Genomic DNA, 16641 nt, shown 5'->3' with positions numbered 1-16641 from the left:
AACATCACATCAGTCGATCAAGACAGGAAACAAAAACATTCAGCGCAAGGGGAAGCGCAACTGTGCCACGGTACCCTCACCCGGCACGGAACGCAGGCGCAGCTTGCCTCCCAGGTGCGTGGCACTGGCAAACGCCAGCATCAGACCAATCCCCGAACCGCCGGAACTGCTGACGACCGGGCCATGACCCAGGCGCTGGAGCAGCTCGGGCGCGATACCGCTGCCATTGTCGGAGACCTCGATGATAGCCGTCTTTTTGCCCGACCTGGCTGACGCCCCGCCAAGCGACGATGGCGCTTCGCTGAGCTTGGTGGCATCGCCAGCATCAGCGGAGATGAGTCGCAGCCGGATCTCCCCCTGGTGACCCCGCCCACGCACCGCATGGGCGGCATTGTCGAGCAGGGTCAAGAGGATCTGCGACAGGTCCTGCAACTGGCTGGCGACCCAACCCGGCTGGTGTACCTCGGCCACCAGCAGCACGGCGGGGTGACGCAGGCGCCAGCCCTCCAGCAGGCTGGTCAGCCAGGGCGTGATGGCCGCGCTGTCCTCGTTGCGCAGCTGGGCATCGGCGTCCAGGCGCATGCTCTCCAGCGCTGCCTTGCAGACCGCGATCTGTTCCTCGACGATGCGCAGGTCTTCGTCATAGACACTCAGCGCGGGGTTGTCGGCCATCTCGCGTCGCAACTCCCCTGCGATCACCGCCACCGTCGACAACGGCGTATTGAGTGCGTGGGCCGCGCCGGCGGCCTGGGTGCCCAGCGCCAGGATGCGATGGCTCTGCAGTTGACGCTCCCGGGCCTGGCCCAGTTGCCGGTCGCGCGAGCGCACCGCAGCGGCGATGCGACTGACGAACCAGGTGATCAACAATGCCGAGATCGTGAAATTGATCCACATCCCCGCCAGGTGATAGGCCATGGCCTGGCCATGGTCGTGGATGTGTAGCGGCTCGTAGAAATACACCAGCCCCGAATAGCCACCCAGCGCGCACAGCGCCAGCAGCAAGGCATAGGGCCAACTGAGGGTAGCCGCGCCGGCCGCCAGCGCCGGCAGGTAGAAGGACACGAAGGGATTGGTCGAGCCGCCCGAGAAATACAGCAAGGCCGTCAATACCGCCACATCCAGCCACAGCTGCATGAACAGTTCACCCTGCTCCGCCGGCCGCGCCCGGCGCATGCGCAGCCAGGTTCCCCCATTGATGAGCAGCTGCAGCAGGATCAGCGCCAGCAAGGGCGACATCGGCAAGGCGATATGCAGCCAGATGTGGGCACCTGCCAGCACCAGCAGCTCGCCGGCCACCATCGCCCAGCGCAGCCAGAACAGGCGCGACAGCAGCAGATGCTGCGGCGGATCGGCAGGCAGCGATGCCGCCGCCAGGAAGGAGCTCGGGGAATTCATGGCCGGAATTATACGGGCTGGGTGGGCACGCCTGGCCTCGGGCCTCCCGGCCTTCGACATTCAGCCGGCGATGACCATCATTTCATTACCTTTTCGCAACACGTCACTTCTATTCATTAAAAAATGAATGCAAATGATAACGATTTTTAATTATACTTTGCGCCGTTTTGTAATACTTCTTCATTCCCACAAGAAATTCTAGAAAGAATCTTCATGTCCATGCCCTTCACTGCGCGCCTCAACCCGCTGGCCGCCGCCCTCGCGCTGGCTTTCCTGGCTCCCCTGCCGGCGCTGGCCCAGACCACTGCCACCACTGCCACTACCGCCACCACCGACTCCAAGGACCAGACCGCCCTGCCCACGGTCACCGTCAATGCCTCCGCCGACGCCTCGGCCGATGGCTTGCCGGCCGAGTTTGCCGGTGGTCAGGTGGCGCGCGGTAGCCGCCTGGGCGTGCTGGGCAATGTCGACAACCTGGACAGCCCGGTGCGTTCGGTGGCCTACACCCGCCAGTTGATCGCCGACCAGCAGGCCCACGGCGTGGGCGACGTGCTCAAGAACGATCCGGTGGTGCGCACCACCCGCGGCTTTGGCAACTTCCAGGAGTCGTACATGATCCGCGGCTTCATCGCCAACTCGGACGATCTGATGTACAACGGCCTGTTCGGCATCCTGCCGCGCCAGTACGTCGCCTCGGAAATGATCGAGCGCGTCGAGGTGCTGTACGGCGCCAGCGCCTTCCTCAATGGCGCCACCCCTGGCGATGCCGGCCTCGGTGGCACCATCAACATCCTGCCCAAGCGCGCCTCCAGCGAAGCCCTGACCGAAGTGACCCTGGGCTACGAGTCGGGCAACAGCAAGTCCGCCGCCATCGACGTCTCGCGCCGCCTGGGCGCCGATGAACGCCTGGGCGTGCGCGTCAATGCCGCCCGTCATGCAGGTGGCACGGGCGTATCCAATGAAAAGCGCGAGACCAATGTCTTCTCCCTGGGCGTGGACTATCGCGGCAATGACTTCCGCCTCTCGGCCGACCTCGGCGTGCAGGAAAACAACCTCAGCAACATGCGTCCCAGCGTCACCATCGGCAGCGGCGTGACGGCGGTACCGACCGCTCCCAGCGGCTCGTCCAACTACGCGCAGCCCTGGTCGTATTCCAATGCCCGCGACATCTTCGGCACCGTACGCGGCGAGTGGGACCTGTCGGCCAGCACCACCGCCTGGGCCGCCTTCGGCGCACGCCAGGGCACCGAGAACAACTCGCTGTCGGGCGTACGCGTGAACAACGCCAGCACCGGCGCCGCCTCCACCTATCGCTTCGACAATGCCCGCCAGGATGACGTCGCCACCGGCGAAATCGGCGTGCGCACCCAGTTCAACACCGGCACCGTCTCGCACAAGCTGGTGGCTGCCGCCTCGGCGTATTCGCTGGATTCGCGCAATGCCTACGGCATGTCCACCTCCTACGCCCTGGCCACCAATCTCTACAATCCGAGCACCTACGCGCGCCCGGCCCTGGTCTTGCTGGGCAATGACCTGTCCGATCCGCAGACCACCATCAAGACCCAGCTGATGAGCGCCGTGGTCTCCGACACCCTGGGCTTCTACGACAACCGCCTGCTGGTGACGCTGGGCGTACGCCAGCAGCAGTTGAAGTCGGACGGCTACGCCTACAACACCCACGTCAACAATAGCCACTATGACCAGAGCGCCACCTCGCCCATGGCCGGCGTGGTGTTCAAGGTGCTCAAGAACCTGTCCGTGTACGGCAACTACATCGAAGGTCTGCAGCAAGGCAAGCAGATCACCGATACCACCGCCGCCAACTACGGCCAGATCCTGGCGCCCTACAAGTCCAAGCAGAAGGAAGTCGGCGTGAAGTACGAACTGGGCGGACTCGGCCTGGGCGCGGCCTTCTTCACCACCGATCGCCCGCTGTCGTACAAGGATGTGTCCACCGGCATCGAGTCCACCAACGGCAAGCAACGCAACCGTGGTGTCGAACTGACCGCCTACGGCGAAGTAACCCGGGGCGTGCGCCTGCTGTCGGGCATCACCTTCCTCGATGCCAAGCAGGTACAGACCAATGGCGGCACCAACAATGGCAAGTACGCCATCGGCGTGCCCAAGATGCAGGCCAATGCCGGCGTCGAATATGACATCCCCGGCGTGCGTGGCCTGACCGTCAATGGCCGCGCCACCTACACCGCCACCCAGTACGTGGATGCCGCCAACAAGCTGGAAGTCCCATCCTGGGTGCGCTACGACCTGGGTGCGCGCTACCTGACCGACATCGGCGGTCGCGCCGTCACCTTCCGCGCCGCCATCGAGAACCTGGCCAACCGTAACTACTGGCAGTCGGCCGGTGGTGCCTCCAACTCGGGCTACCTGGTACTGGGCAATCCGCGTACCTTCAGCACCTCGGTATCGGTGGCCTTCTGATCTGAACGCAAGCGTTTGCCGCAATGAAAATCGCCCGGCCCCACAGTGTGGGGACCGGGCGATTTTTCATGCGCCTGGGCGCAAGCGGACTGCGCCGCAGCAGGTCTGTCTCAGTCGAACATCCGCGCGTAATCGATCAGCATTTCCTCGATGAACAGCTTGGCCGACAAGGGATGGTCAGCGATGGCGCGGCGGTCACCCATGCCACGCAGTGCCCTGGACAAGGCCAGTGCATCGACCCGTTCGGCCAGCCGCCCCAGTTCCTTGCCGTAGCGCGGGTAATAGCGCACCACCCCGGCCGATTTCAGCGACAGCAGATCATAGAGCCAGCGCTGCACCCAGCCCACCAGCTCGGCGGCGGGCGTCTTCTGCAACTTGTCGGCAGCGCGCAGGGCACCATCCACGCCCGGCTGAGCCAGTTGCCGCAGCAGCTCGTCGAGCGCCTCGCGCCCCTCGCCCTGTGCCGCCTCCAGCGCCGCCAGCGGCGCCCCACCCTGCTCGGCCAGCCAGGCATCGGCATCCTTGACGCCCTGCTGTTTGAGCCAGGCCAGCGCCTCGTCGTGGCCCGGCGCGTTCAGGGCGAACTTGCGGCAACGCGAGAGAATGGTCGGCAGCAGCCGATCCAGACGATTGGACAGCAGCAGGAACATGGTCCCCGGCGGCGGCTCTTCCAGCGTCTTGAGCAAGGCATTGGCCGCGGCGGTGTTGAGCGCCTCGGCCGGATACAGCATCACCACCCGCAGGCCGGAACGGTGGGTGGACACGTTCATGAAATCGGCCAGCGCACGGATCTGGTCGATCTTGATGTCCTTGGAAGGCGCCTTGCTGGCCTTGGCGGTCTTCTTTTCCTCGCCGCTGTCGTCCTCGCCGGGTTCATCCTCCAACACCTCCGGGCGCACCCGGCGATAGTCCGGATGATTGGATTGCGAAAACCAGTTGCAGGACGGGCAGACTCCGCAGGCATGCGCCTCGGGTGTAGGCGACTCGCACAGCAGCGACTTGGCGAAGGCCTCCACGAAGCGGGTCTTGCCGGTGCCGGCCGCGCCATAGAACAGCAGCGCATGCGGCAGGCGCTCGCGCAACTGCTGCAGCTGGCGCCAGCTCTCGCCCTGCCAGGGCAGCAAGGGATCGGTCGAAGTCACGGACATGCGGTGCCCCTCACAGCGCGGCCACGATGGCGCGCAATTCGTCCTGGATCACCGGGATCGGACGGGTGGAATCGACAATGCGGAAACGCTGCGGGAATTGCGCGGCACGACGCAGGTATTCGGCGCGGGTGTTGGCGAAGAAGTCCGCCTTTTCCTGCTCGAACTTGTCCAGGGTACGTTCTGCATCCAGGCGCGCGCGTGCCACTTCCAGCGGCACGTCGAAGAGCAGCGTCAGATCCGGCTGCAGATGCGGATGCACCCACTGCTCCAGGCTTTCCAGCTTGTCCAGCGCCAGCTTGCGGCCGCCGCCCTGGTAGGCGAAGGTGGCATCGGTGAACCGGTCGGAAATCACCCAGTCGCCGCGTTCCAGCGCCGGCGTGATCACCTGCGCCAGGTGTTCGCGCCGCGAGGCGAACATCAGCAGGGCCTCGGTCTCCAGGTGCATGGGGTGATGCAGCACCAGTTCGCGCAGGCACTCGCCCAGTTCCGTACCACCCGGCTCGCGGGTGGCCACCACCGTCAGGCCGCGCGCGCGCAGCAGCTCGGTGACGAAGGGAATATGCGTCGACTTGCCGGCGCCGTCGATGCCTTCGAAGGTAATGAATTTGCCTGATGCCATGAAGGTATCGCTACAGAATGAATCGGTGAAAAGAAAGGCGGATCAACGCTGGTAGCGGTTGACGGCCTGGTTGTGCTCGTTCAGGTTGCTGGAGAAATGGCTGGTGCCATCGCCACGCGCCACGAAGTATAAGGCCTCGGTCTTGTCCGGGTTCAGCGCCGCCGCCAGCGAGGCTGCGCCCGGCAAGGCGATGGGCGTGGGCGGCAGGCCGGCACGGGTATAGGTGTTATAGGGCGTGTCGGTCAGCAGATCGACCTTGCGGATCTTGCCCTGGTAACGCTCGCCCATGCCATAGATCACCGTCGGATCGGTCTGCAGCAGCATGCCGGTACGCAGGCGGTTGACGAACACCCCGGCCACCATGCCGCGCTCGGATTTCTGCCCGGTCTCCTTTTCCACGATGGACGCCATGATCAGCGCCTCATAGGGCGTGCGATATGGCAACGACAGATCGCGCCGCGCCCAGGCTTCGTTGAGCTTCTTGCTCATCAGCGCGAAGGCCTGTTTATAGACCTGCATATCGCTGGCGCCCTTGGCGAAGAGATAGGTATCGGGGAAGAACAGGCCTTCCGGATAGGTGTATTCGTTGGTCAGCTTGGCCAGGATCTGCTGGTCGGTCCAGCCGGCCGTATCGTGCTTCAGCGCTGGCTGGTCGGCGATGGCGCGGCGCATCTGCTTGAAAGTCCAGCCCTCGATGACGGTCAGCGCCTCCTGCGCGAACTCGCCGCGCACCAGTTGCAGCAGCAGCCGCTGGGGCGTGTAACCGGGCTTGATCTCATAGCTGCCGGCCTTGATGCGGCCGCCTTCGCCGGACAGGCGCGCATACAGCGTGAACAGGTCCGGATTGAGCGGTACCCCGGCCGCCGCGATCTGCTGGGCAGCCCCCGACACACCCGCCCCCGGCGTGATGGTAAAGGCGATCAGCTGGCCATTGGCCGGCACGATGGGCTGTTTGGTCCAGTAGACGCCAGCACCGGCGACCAGCGCGGCCAGCACGAACAATGTTGCCAATAACTTCTTCATACCTGATGCGAAATCCCTGTAGTTCCGACGCGATTTTTCGGAGATCACTATAATCGAGGCATCAATGATAATCGCTGGCACGACAGTTGCCTAATTTGCCGGGGACTTCACCCCGGCAGGACGTAATCCGACGTAATCCGTAAAAGATTTCCTATGACAGATATCACCGCATCGCCCTCCGCCTGGCGCGACTTCCTCACGCAGCAAGGCGCCCAGTTTGACGACCAGGGCCAGGACGTACTCGGCTTCGGTACGGCTACCCCGCAAAGCCTGGAAAGTTTCGTGGCGCCACTGACCGACCTGGGCCTGATCGCGGCCACCGGCGAAGAAGCCGCCGCCTTCCTGCACGGCCAGCTCACCAATGATGTGCAGCACCTCACCGCCGATGCCGCCCGCCTGGCCGGCTATTGCTCGCCCAAGGGCCGACTGCTGGCCACGCTGCTGATGTGGCGCGACGAAGCCGGGATCTTCCTGCAGCTGCCTCGCGCGCTGCAGCCTGCCATCCAGAAGCGCCTGCAGATGTTCATCCTGCGTGCCAAGGCCAAGCTGGCCGACGTCAGCGCCGAACGCGCCGTGCTGGGCCTGGTCGGACCGGCCACCGCCAACGCCCTGGCCGAGTGGTTCCCGGTCTTGCCGGCCGCCCCCTATGACAAGCTCGACAACAGCCATGGCACCCTGATCCGCCTGGCCGATGCCGCCGGCAGCCCGCGCTACCAATGGATTGCCGCCGTCGACACCCTGAGCACCGCCTGGCCCAAGCTGGTACAGCACTTGAAGCCCACCGCCACCCTGGCCTGGCGCCTGTCCGATATCCGCGCCGGTGTCCCCGGCATCCTCGCCGCCACGCAAGAGCAGTTCGTGCCGCAGATGATCAATTTCGAACTGATCGGCGGCGTCAATTTCAAGAAAGGCTGCTACCCCGGCCAGGAAATCGTCGCCCGCAGCCAGTACCTGGGCAAGCTCAAGCGGCGCACCTTGCTGGCCACCATCGCCAGCGCCGGCGCCCGGGCCGGTGATGAAGTCTTTGCTGCCGCCGATCCCGGCCAGCCCTGCGGCATGGTGGTCAATGCCGAACCGCTGGACCAGGATCACGCCCTGGCCCTGGTGGAAATGAAACTGGCCGCCGCCGACGATACCGTCCATCTGGGCGCCGCCGGTGGTCCTGCCCTGCATTTCCACGACCTCCCCTATGAGCTGGCCGATCCGCAATAAGCGGCGCGCAGCGTTCAAGCCATAGGGACTCACCATGGACCTCTACATCTACTACCGGGTCGCCAGCACCCACGCCCCGACACTGCTGACCAAGATCCGGGGAGTGCAGGCCACCCTGCAGGCGCGCCAGCAGGTGGCCGGCGCACTCAAGCGCCGCCCTGGCGAACAGGACGGCCTGCAGACCTGGATGGAAATCTACCAAGGCATCGCCGACACCGATGCCGAGGGATTCACCCACGCCCTGGAGCAGGCCCTGGCCGAGGCTGGCGCCCTGCCCCTCATCAGCGGTGCGCGTCATGTAGAACAGTTCGAGGATATCGCGCCATGTGCCTGATCATCTTCGCCTGGAAAGTCATCCCCGGCATGCCGCTGATCCTGGCCGCCAATCGCGACGAGTTCTATGCCCGCCCGGCCGCTGACGCCACCTGGTGGAACGACCAGCCCAAGATCTACGCCGGCCGCGACCTGCAAGGCGGCGGCACCTGGCTGGGTGTGACCCGCGATGGCCGCTTTGCCGCCATCACCAATGTGCGCGCACCTTCCGAACGACGAGCGGATGCCCCTACCCGGGGCCAGCTGGTCGCCGACTACCTGGCCGGCGACATGACGCCGCAGGATTACCTGCGCCAGATCGAGCCCCTTGCCCAGCAATACAACGGCTTCAACCTCCTCGTGGGCAACCCCGAGACCATGCTGTGGTATTCCAATCGCGGCAGCGAAGATCCCCGCAATGGCCAGCCGCTGGAATACGGCGTCTATGGTGTGTCCAATGCCTTGCTCGACACCCCTTGGCCCAAGCTCACCCGCGCCAAGGCGCAATTCGCCAGCCTGCTGTGCCAGGGCGCGCCGGAAGAGACCTTCTTCGAAATGCTCACCGATGGCACCCGCGCCAACGACTGTCGCCTGCCCGACACCGGCATCGGCCTGGAAAAGGAGCGCATGCTCTCGCCCATCTTCATCCGCTCGCCCGACTATGGCACCCGCTGCTCCACGGTCCTGCGCGTGCCCATCGTCGGCGAACCGGTCCTGACCGAACACGTGGTCGATCCTATGGCGATGCAATATAGCGGCGAGGCCGCCACCGACAAGGCCTGCCGTATTCCTTGCAAGCCCAGGGGGCAAGATGCTTCACCCGGCGACGACCAGCCTGGCGCAAAGCCGCACAGCGCCTGACCCGGGGCCTTCATTCCTTGCTCACGTGAAATAACCAAAGCGTATATCTGATATTTGGAAGATAAATTGGCCTGATTTGATGCGGAGCAGTAAAGTTATACCTGTCTCCTCCAATTTCCTCCTAAAGAATTGGATTCAAGCCCACACCGCAAGGTCGTGGGCTTTTTTTTCGCCTGTACCCGGCCTGCCCGTAGCAAGAGGTACAAACCTCCCCAAGAGGGTGGACTGCATCCACTGTTCCCGCCGATCCCGGACCTAATCCGATTCCGCCATTTCCACCACCCCAAAACACATCGGCCCCACCACCACGCCAGAAGGCGCGGGGATGGGGCCGATCAGGCCAGCCTGGCGGGAGCGAATCCCGCTGTGGTGACTTAGTGATGCATCTTGGCTTCGGTGCGGTCCAGGATGGCTTCCGGTGCCTGTGCATCTTCCACGGTCTCGTTGTTCAAGACCTTGGTCAGGCGCTCGCTATCCAGTTCGCCGCTCCACTTGGCCACCACCAGGGTCGCCACGCCATTGCCGATGGTATTGGTCAAGGCGCGCGCTTCAGACATGAAGCGGTCGATACCCAGGATCAGCGCCAGGCCGGCCACCGGCACATGGCCCACGGCCGACAGCGTTGCCGCCAGCACGATGAAGCCGGAACCGGTAATGCCCGCCGCGCCCTTGGACGTCAGCAGCAGCACACCCAGCAGCGTCAGTTCCTGCACGAAGGTCATGGGCGTGTTGGTGGCCTGGGCGATGAACACGGCCGCCATGGTCAGGTAGATCGCGGTGCCGTCCAGGTTGAAGGAGTAACCGGTCGGGATCACCAGACCGACCACGGTCTTCTTGGCACCGGCATTTTCCATCTTGGCCAGCATGCGCGGCAGCACCGATTCCGAGGAAGAGGTACCCAGCACGATCAGCAGTTCTTCCTTGATGTACTTGACGAACTTCCAGATCGAGAAGCCGTGCAGGCGGGTGATGATCCCCAGCACCACGAAGATGAACAGCAGGCAGGTCAGGTAGAAGGTACCCATCAGCTTGGCCAGCGAGAACAGCGAACCCACGCCGTACTTGCCGATGGTGAAGGACATCGCACCGAAGGCGCCGATCGGAGCCACCTTCATGATCGCGCCCACCACCGAGAACAGCACGTGCGAGATCTTCTCGATGAAATCGAACACCAGCGTGCCGCGGCCGCCGAACTTGTGCAGGGCGAAACCGAACAGCACCGCCACCAGCAGCACCTGCAGCACGTCACCCTTGGCAAACGCGTCCACCATGCTGGTGGGGATGATGCCCATGACGAAGTCGGTCACCGAACCCATCTTGCCCGGGGCGGTATAGGCCGCGATGCTCTTGGTATCCAGCGCCGCCGGATCGACGTTCATGCCCACACCTGGTTTGAGGAAGTTCACCAGCACCAGGCCGATGATCAGGGCCACGGTACTGACCACTTCGAAGTACAGCAAGGCCAGACCGCCGGTCTTGCCGACCTTCTTCATGTCTTCCATGCCGGCAATGCCGATGACGACAGTACAGAAGATCACCGGAGCGATGATCATCTTGATCAGTTTGACGAAGCCATCGCCGAGCGGCTTCATGGCTTCACCCGTGGATGGGTAGAAATGGCCCAGCAGGATGCCGATCACGATGGCAACCAGAACCTGGAAGTACAGCGATTTGTAAAGGGGCGGTTTTTGCGCCGTCATTATGATTTCTCCAAGAAACATCGAATATCAGCCGGTCCATGGGGACCTGCCGCCTGCCGTTGCCGGATCGTCGTCCGTTCGGGCTTTTGCTTGTTTTATCTGTCCGGGAGAACTCCCCCTCCCCGGTTCGGCCGCAAGTATCTCGCAGTCGCTACGGGGCGGGTATTGTGGGAAACCACATACTTTCAGTAAACAGCGGTTCAAACTGCTCTTTTCTTCATTCTGCAATGCAATAGGATTCGCTATAGTCTGTGCTGGACTGAACGAAAGCTCACGGGCACTCACAAGGAAAATATCGTGCGACGAAAATTGACGGTCACCGCCCGCCTCGGGATTCTGGTAGCGGTACTGTGCGGCAGCGTGGTCCTGCTGGCCTGGCGCGACATGCTGGGCATGGCCTCCAGCAACGACAAGCTGCGCTATGTCTACGAAGACCGGACCATGGCCCTGATCCACATTGCCCGGGTGCGTGATGCCTTGTACATGAACCGCGACGTCATGGGCCGCGCCCTGATGATGGCCAATGTGCCGACCGAACCGGGTCCCGATGGCGCCACCGGCAATGAACAGATCAAGCAGTGGCTGGGCCGCCTGGCCGGCCTGGATGCCAGTTTCGACCAGGGCTGGCAAGCCTACCGCGCCACCCGCCTGACCCTTGAGGAACAAGTCGAGGCCGCCCGTTTCGAGCACAGCTGGAAAACCTACCTGAGCGAACGCAACCAGGTCATCGAACTCATCGCCAGCACCCAGGTATTGCAGGCCAACCGCAGCTGGACCCAGCTCACGCCGCGTCTGTCGGCCCTGGCCACGCAACTGGCCACCCTGGGCCACCTGCAGGAAACCTTGACCCGCAGCGCCTATGACAATGCCCTGCAGGAATACGGCGAACTGCGCCGCCACAACCTGGAAATCGCCTGCGTGGCGCTGGTCGTGGGCATTGCCCTGGCGTTGTGGATCATCATCAGCCTGCGCCGCCAGCTCGGGGGTGAACCCGATTACGCCGCCGACATCGTGCGCCAGATCGCCGACGGCAACCTCGGCGTGGCGGTGCGCCTGCGTCGCAACGACCGTGGCAGCCTGCTCTACGCCATGCACACCATGCGCGAACGGCTCACCGACATCATGCGCAGCGTCACCCTCTCGACCCAGTCGCTGGGCGACTCCTCGCGCCAGCTCAACGCCACCGCGCACGCCCTGGCGGGTGCCTCCAGCGAGCAGGCGGCGGCGGTGGAAGAAGTCCACAGCGCCATTGCCAGCATGAGCCTGGCCATCCAGCAGACCGGCGAACACGCGCGCCGCACCGACCAGATCGCGCTGGCCGCCGCAGCCGACGCCGACAAGAGCGGCGCCGCGGTACAGACCACGGTGGCTGCCATGCGCGGCATCGCGCGCCAGGTCGGGGTGATCGACGACATCGCCTACCAGACCAACCTGCTGGCCCTGAATGCCGCCATCGAAGCCGCCCGCGCCGGCGAGCACGGGCGCGGCTTCTCGGTGGTGGCGGCAGAAATCCGCAAGCTGGCCGAGCGCAGCCAGGGCAGCGCCCACGAAATCAGCGTGATTGCACAGGAAAGCGTGGACATGGCCGAGGAAACCAGCCAGCGCTTGGCCGAAGGCACCCTGCAGGGAATCCGCGAAGCCTCGCAGCAGATCAACCAGATCACGCTGTCCTCGCGCATGCAGGAAGAAGGGGTACAGGAAATCGGCGCCGCCGTCGCTCAGCTCAACGACACCACGCAGCGCAATGCGGCCGCCTCGGAAGAACTGGCCTCCACCGCCGAAGTGGTGGCCGAACGGGCGCGCGAACTGGGCGCCCAGCTGTGTTATTTCAGACTGGAAGACGGCAAGCCCCCAGCCCGCGTACGGCCGGCCTGAAATGTCGGCCCTGTCGGCCCTGTCGGCCCTGCCGGCTAGGCCTGCTGGCGCAGGCTGGCCCGCATGGTGATATGGGGGATGCCCGCTTCCATGAACTCGTCACCCTCGCGGGCGAAGCCGTGGGCATTGTAGAAGCCCTCGGCATGGATCTGCGCATTGAGGATCACCTCGCCGTCGCCGCGCTCCCGCGCCGCCTGGATCAACGCCTGCAACACCGCCCCGCCCACGCCCTGGCCGCGCCCGGCCTTGCGTACCGCCATGCGGCCGATGTGGCCGTCCGGCAGCAGGCGACCGGTGGCCAGCGGCTGGCCGGCCTCGTCGTAGGCCACCGCATGCACGCATAGCGGGTCCATCTCGTCCAGCTCGATCTCGGCTGGCACCTTCTGTTCATCGACAAAGACTTCGAAGCGGATAGGCTGGGCGTGTACGCGCAGCGCTTCCCAACTGCCTACGGTGATTTTCATGCGGGAATTCCTGCTGAGGGTTGAAACGGAAACGCCATGAGGCCCTACGGGTGAATGACGGCTCACTCGTGATCCAGCTTCCTGGAAATATCCAGGCGGCGGATCAGCTTGAAGGTGCCCATGGCCTTGGCCACCAGTCGCTCGCCATTCCACAGTTCGGCCTGGCAGAAGCACATGGTGGTGGAGCGATGGTAGGTATGGCCGCGCGCCACGATGGTCTCGCCGGCATGACCGGCCGGCTGCAGGAAGCTGGTGCTCATCTCGACGGTGGCCGAGGACTTGGCGTCCGGCACGCCGGCCCTGGCCGACAGGCCCATGGCCACGTCCAGCAGGGTCATCGAGATGCCGCCCTGCGCCACCTGCCAGCTATTCATGAACTCCGGCTTGAGAAGCAGTGACATCACGGCGCGATCGTCGCCATATTCCAGCACCTCCACGCCCAGTGCCTGCAGGTAGGGATTACCTTGCGGGAAGACCTCGGTCAACGGCAGACTCATTGCAGCGGCCTCAGATTTCGTAATCCATGCACTGGCGCGCCTCGCGCACGGCACCGATGAAGGGCTTGATGGCGATATGGTCGGGATGGTCCTGGTAGGCATCCAGCGCCGCCCTGGATTCGAACTCCGAATACAGCACCACGTCATAGCTGGCTTCCAGGCCCGGTTGCGCCAGCACCGCTTCGAACTTCAGGATGCCCGGCACCACATTGGCACAGCTGTCCAGCAATTGCTTCATCTTCAGCAGGTTGGTGGCCTTGTCAGCGCCTTCTGCGTGGTCCTTCAGTTTCCACATCACGATATGCTTGATCACGATCGGTCTTCCTCGGTCGAAAATTGGATAAACCGCAATGATAAGCGAAAGCGCCGACCACGACCGGCACCCCGTCAGCCACGCGCAGCGATCTTCATGAAGGACCCGACCAGCCGGCCTTCGCGGCGCTCGGCCAGGCAATAGACATAGGTGTGGGTGCTCACCGGGTCGCCCTCGATGCGCACCATGCGAAAACGCTCGTCGGGAATGAACTCCGCCTCCGATACCGCCGCCAGCCCCAGTCCGCGTGCCACCGCCTCGCGCAGGGCTTCGCGGCTGCCGATCTCCATCACCACGCGGGGCTTCACGCCGGCCTGCTGCAACACCTTTTCCAGCGCCAGCCGGGTGGTCGAGCCCTGTTCGCGCATGAGCATCGGCTGCTGCTCCAGTTCGGCCAGGGGGACCGTCTCGCGCTGGTAGAAGGGATGACTGCGATGGGCAAACAGCACCACCGCGTGATCGGCATAGGGCAGCGCGTGGAACCGCGCATCGTCGGTCACGCTGGCCAGCACCGCGACATCGGTCACGTAGTTCTCCAGGTCGGCCAGCGACTGCGCCGAGTTGCCCAGCTTGATCGACAGCTCAACCTGCGGATAACGGGCGCGGTAGGCGTCCACCATCTCGATCACGTGGAACGGCCCGACCGCGCCGATGCGCAGATGCCCCACATGCAGCGCTCCCGAATTGACCAGCAGGTTCAGCGCGTCCAGTTCCAGCTCGGCGATGTTCTGCGCGATCGGCAACAGGCGCTGCGCCGTCTCCGACAGGTCGACCCGCCGCCCCCGGCGGAAGAACAGTTCCACATTGTGTTCGCGCTCCAGCGATTGCACCTGGGTGGTCAGGGTCGGCTGGCTCACGCCCAATGCCCGGGCCGCCGCCGAAAAGCCGCGATGGCGGGCCACGGCGAGGAAGGCACGCAGTTGCGAAGGAGTCATCTATAGCCTCAATCAATAGCTTCGTCGAATTTTAACGATTATATCGATAATAGGGCCGTCATAAAGCCCCCGTAAGCTCCTCTCCTGTCAGTACCGGCCCGAGCAACTCGCCCGACACTGCGCCGCCGATCACCCACTGCGTCCACCACCGGACGCCCACGACAAGGATCCACCATGCAACGACGTTCCCTGCTCGCCCTGTGCCTGGGCGCCCTGACCTCCCTCCTGCTGAGCCAGCCGGTGCGCGCCGCCCAGCCCCTGACCGTGGGCCTGATCCCGGCCGAAGACTCGCAGGCCATGCTGGAAAACAGCAAGGCCGTCATCGACAGCCTGCAGCAGCAGCTGGGCATGCCGGTCAAGCCCTTCATCGCCACCGACTACAACGGCATCATCGAGGCGCTGCGCTCGCGCAAGCTGGATGTGGCCTACCTCGGCCCCTTCTCCTATGTGCTGGCCAGCTCGGTGGCCAATGTCGAAGCCTTCGCCGTGGCCGAGACCAAGAAGAGCGGCCGCAGCTTCTACAAGAGCCTCATCATCACCCGCAAGGACAGCGGCCTGCAGAGCGTGGAGCAGTTGAAGGGCCGCACCATGGCCTTCGTCGATCCGTCCTCGGCCTCCGGCCACCTGTTCCCCAGCGCCGGCCTGCAAAAACTCAATATCGACCCCAACAGGTATTTTTCGCGGGTGATCTTCTCCGGCTCCCATGACGCCAGCATCCTGGCCGTGGCCAACAAGAAGGTCGACGCCGCCGCCGTGGCTGACCGCATCCTGGCGGCCGCCGTGGCCAAGGGCGTGGTCCAGCAATCGGACCTGAACGTGGTCTGGACCTCGCCCGACATCCCCGAGTCGCCCATGGTCTGGCGCCGCGACCTGGACCCGGCCCTGAAACAGAAGATCGCCACCGCCTTCGCCAACATCAAGGACGTGAAATGGGGTGACCAGGGCGTCCTGAACGGCTTCGTCCCCACCACTGACGGCGCCTACGACGTGGTGCGCGAGACCGCCAAGATCCTCAACCTGGACCTGAAGGCCATGAAATGATCCAGCTCCGCGCCCTCGCCAAGCACTACGGCAGCCATGCCGTGCTGCGCGGGATCGACCTGGACGTCCCGGCCGGCCAGTTCCTGGTGGTGCTGGGCCCGTCCGGGGCCGGCAAGTCCACCCTGCTGCGCTGCATGAACGGTCTGGTCCAGCCCAGTTCGGGTGAACTCCGGATCGCCGGCTTCGACGCCACCGATCCCCGCGCCCGCCAGGTCCGCCAGTTGCGCCGCCAGGTGGCGATGATCTTCCAGCATCACAATGTGGTGCCGCGCCTGTCGGTGCTGAAGAACACCCTGACCGGCCGCCTCGGCCAGGTCCCGACCTGGTCCTCGGTCCTGCAACTGTTCAGCCGCCAGGACGTGGCCCTGGCCATGGACTGCCTGCGCCGCGTGGAACTGGAACACAAGGCCCACCAGCGTACCGATGCCCTCTCCGGCGGCCAGCGCCAGCGGGTCGGCATCGCCCGCGCCCTGGCCCAGCAGCCGCAGGTGATCCTGGCCGACGAACCAGTAGCCAGCCTGGACCCCAAGACTTCGCGCCTGGTGCTGCACTACCTGCGCGCCGCCTCGCGCGAACTGGGTATCACCGTGGTCTGCAATCTGCACCAGGTGGACTATGCCCGCGAATTCGGCGACCGCATCATCGGCCTGTCCGGCGGCGAGCTGGTCTTCGACGGCCCCGGCACGGCGCTGGACCAGCATCACCTGGACCGCATCTATGCCAGCCCCGGTCATGTGCCGCACCCGGCTTCCCACGCCACCGCCACCGCCGCCACCAGCCTCGCACCGGCGATCCAAGGAACCTGAC

Annotated in this window: 16 protein-coding genes; 7 read left to right on the top strand and 9 right to left on the bottom strand. The window is 64.4% G+C overall.

Annotated features, from left to right (window positions below; genetic code table 11):
• Positions 1-39: 39 nt before the first annotated feature.
• The gene (locus tag HBH1_RS17700; RefSeq protein WP_102663809.1) at positions 40-1395 is read right to left on the bottom strand and encodes a HAMP domain-containing histidine kinase; all 1356 of its coding nucleotides are present in this window, start codon (positions 1393-1395) and stop codon (positions 40-42) included.
• A 213-nt stretch (positions 1396-1608) separates the two neighbouring features.
• Between HBH1_RS17700 and HBH1_RS17695 the strand changes: the two genes are divergently transcribed.
• Positions 1609-3834: a TonB-dependent receptor gene (locus HBH1_RS17695; RefSeq protein WP_102663808.1), complete on the top strand. Its 2226-nt coding sequence runs from the start codon at positions 1609-1611 to the stop codon at positions 3832-3834.
• Positions 3835-3944: 110 nt separating this feature from the next.
• Here HBH1_RS17695 and HBH1_RS17690 read toward each other — a convergent pair whose 3' ends face one another.
• The 3 genes from HBH1_RS17690 to mltG are packed head-to-tail and all read right to left on the bottom strand — an operon-like array spanning position 3945 to position 6624.
• The gene (locus HBH1_RS17690; RefSeq protein ID WP_102663807.1) at positions 3945-4982 is read right to left on the bottom strand and encodes a DNA polymerase III subunit delta'; all 1038 of its coding nucleotides are present in this window, start codon (positions 4980-4982) and stop codon (positions 3945-3947) included.
• Between the two features lie 10 nt (positions 4983-4992).
• Positions 4993-5601: a dTMP kinase gene (gene tmk / locus HBH1_RS17685; protein WP_102663806.1), complete on the bottom strand. Its 609-nt coding sequence runs from the start codon at positions 5599-5601 to the stop codon at positions 4993-4995.
• A gap of 42 nt (positions 5602-5643) precedes the next feature.
• On the bottom strand, positions 5644-6624 hold the full coding sequence (gene mltG / locus HBH1_RS17680; RefSeq protein ID WP_102663805.1) for an endolytic transglycosylase MltG: 981 nt from the start codon (positions 6622-6624) through the stop codon (positions 5644-5646).
• Positions 6625-6777: 153 nt separating this feature from the next.
• Here mltG and HBH1_RS17675 point away from each other — a divergent pair, with 153 nt between their 5' ends.
• From HBH1_RS17675 to HBH1_RS17665, 3 genes are read left to right on the top strand one after another with little or no spacing between them, the layout of a single operon-like run.
• A complete protein-coding gene (locus HBH1_RS17675; protein WP_102663804.1) occupies positions 6778-7836 on the top strand; it encodes a CAF17-like 4Fe-4S cluster assembly/insertion protein YgfZ in 1059 nt (352 codons plus the stop codon).
• Positions 7837-7870: 34 nt separating this feature from the next.
• Positions 7871-8170 (top strand): DUF4936 family protein, encoded by a 300-nt coding sequence (locus HBH1_RS17670; protein WP_102663803.1) that lies wholly within the window; start codon positions 7871-7873, stop codon positions 8168-8170.
• Positions 8161-9009 (top strand): NRDE family protein, encoded by an 849-nt coding sequence (locus HBH1_RS17665; protein ID WP_102663802.1) that lies wholly within the window; start codon positions 8161-8163, stop codon positions 9007-9009. Before HBH1_RS17670 ends, HBH1_RS17665 begins: the two co-directional genes overlap by 10 nt.
• A 374-nt stretch (positions 9010-9383) precedes the next feature.
• Here HBH1_RS17665 and HBH1_RS17660 read toward each other — a convergent pair whose 3' ends face one another.
• Positions 9384-10709: a dicarboxylate/amino acid:cation symporter gene (locus HBH1_RS17660; RefSeq protein WP_102663801.1), complete on the bottom strand. Its 1326-nt coding sequence runs from the start codon at positions 10707-10709 to the stop codon at positions 9384-9386.
• Positions 10710-11006: 297 nt separating this feature from the next.
• Here HBH1_RS17660 and HBH1_RS17655 point away from each other — a divergent pair, with 297 nt between their 5' ends.
• On the top strand, positions 11007-12584 hold the full coding sequence (locus HBH1_RS17655) for a methyl-accepting chemotaxis protein (protein WP_166757933.1): 1578 nt from the start codon (positions 11007-11009) through the stop codon (positions 12582-12584).
• Between the two features lie 35 nt (positions 12585-12619).
• Here the strand turns inward: HBH1_RS17655 and HBH1_RS17650 are convergent, their stop codons facing one another.
• The 4 genes from HBH1_RS17650 to HBH1_RS17635 form a co-directional block, all read right to left on the bottom strand.
• Positions 12620-13048, bottom strand: a complete 429-nt coding sequence (locus tag HBH1_RS17650; RefSeq protein WP_102663799.1) for a GNAT family N-acetyltransferase — start codon at positions 13046-13048, stop codon at positions 12620-12622.
• Between the two features lie 62 nt (positions 13049-13110).
• Positions 13111-13545: a PaaI family thioesterase gene (locus HBH1_RS17645; protein WP_039876442.1), complete on the bottom strand. Its 435-nt coding sequence runs from the start codon at positions 13543-13545 to the stop codon at positions 13111-13113.
• A 10-nt stretch (positions 13546-13555) separates the two neighbouring features.
• Positions 13556-13858 (bottom strand): Dabb family protein, encoded by a 303-nt coding sequence (locus HBH1_RS17640; protein WP_102663798.1) that lies wholly within the window; start codon positions 13856-13858, stop codon positions 13556-13558.
• A gap of 74 nt (positions 13859-13932) precedes the next feature.
• Positions 13933-14793 carry a LysR substrate-binding domain-containing protein gene (locus HBH1_RS17635; protein WP_102663797.1) on the bottom strand — a complete coding sequence of 287 codons (861 nt, stop codon included), beginning with the start codon at positions 14791-14793 and terminating at the stop codon, positions 13933-13935.
• A gap of 174 nt (positions 14794-14967) precedes the next feature.
• Between HBH1_RS17635 and phnD the strand changes: the two genes are divergently transcribed.
• The gene (phnD, locus tag HBH1_RS17630; protein WP_102663796.1) at positions 14968-15834 is read left to right on the top strand and encodes a phosphonate ABC transporter substrate-binding protein; all 867 of its coding nucleotides are present in this window, start codon (positions 14968-14970) and stop codon (positions 15832-15834) included.
• Positions 15831-16640 carry a phosphonate ABC transporter ATP-binding protein gene (gene phnC, locus HBH1_RS17625; protein ID WP_102663795.1) on the top strand — a complete coding sequence of 270 codons (810 nt, stop codon included), beginning with the start codon at positions 15831-15833 and terminating at the stop codon, positions 16638-16640. The genes phnD and phnC overlap by 4 nt, the downstream gene beginning before the upstream one ends.
• Position 16641: the final 1 nt, after the last annotated feature.

This window comes from Herbaspirillum sp. BH-1 (assembly GCF_002870055.1).
GTDB classification, from domain to species: domain Bacteria; phylum Pseudomonadota; class Gammaproteobacteria; order Burkholderiales; family Burkholderiaceae_D; genus Herbaspirillum; species Herbaspirillum frisingense.
The sequence above is the reverse complement of the archived record's forward strand: the minus strand, read 5'-3'. Positions and strand labels throughout refer to the sequence as shown.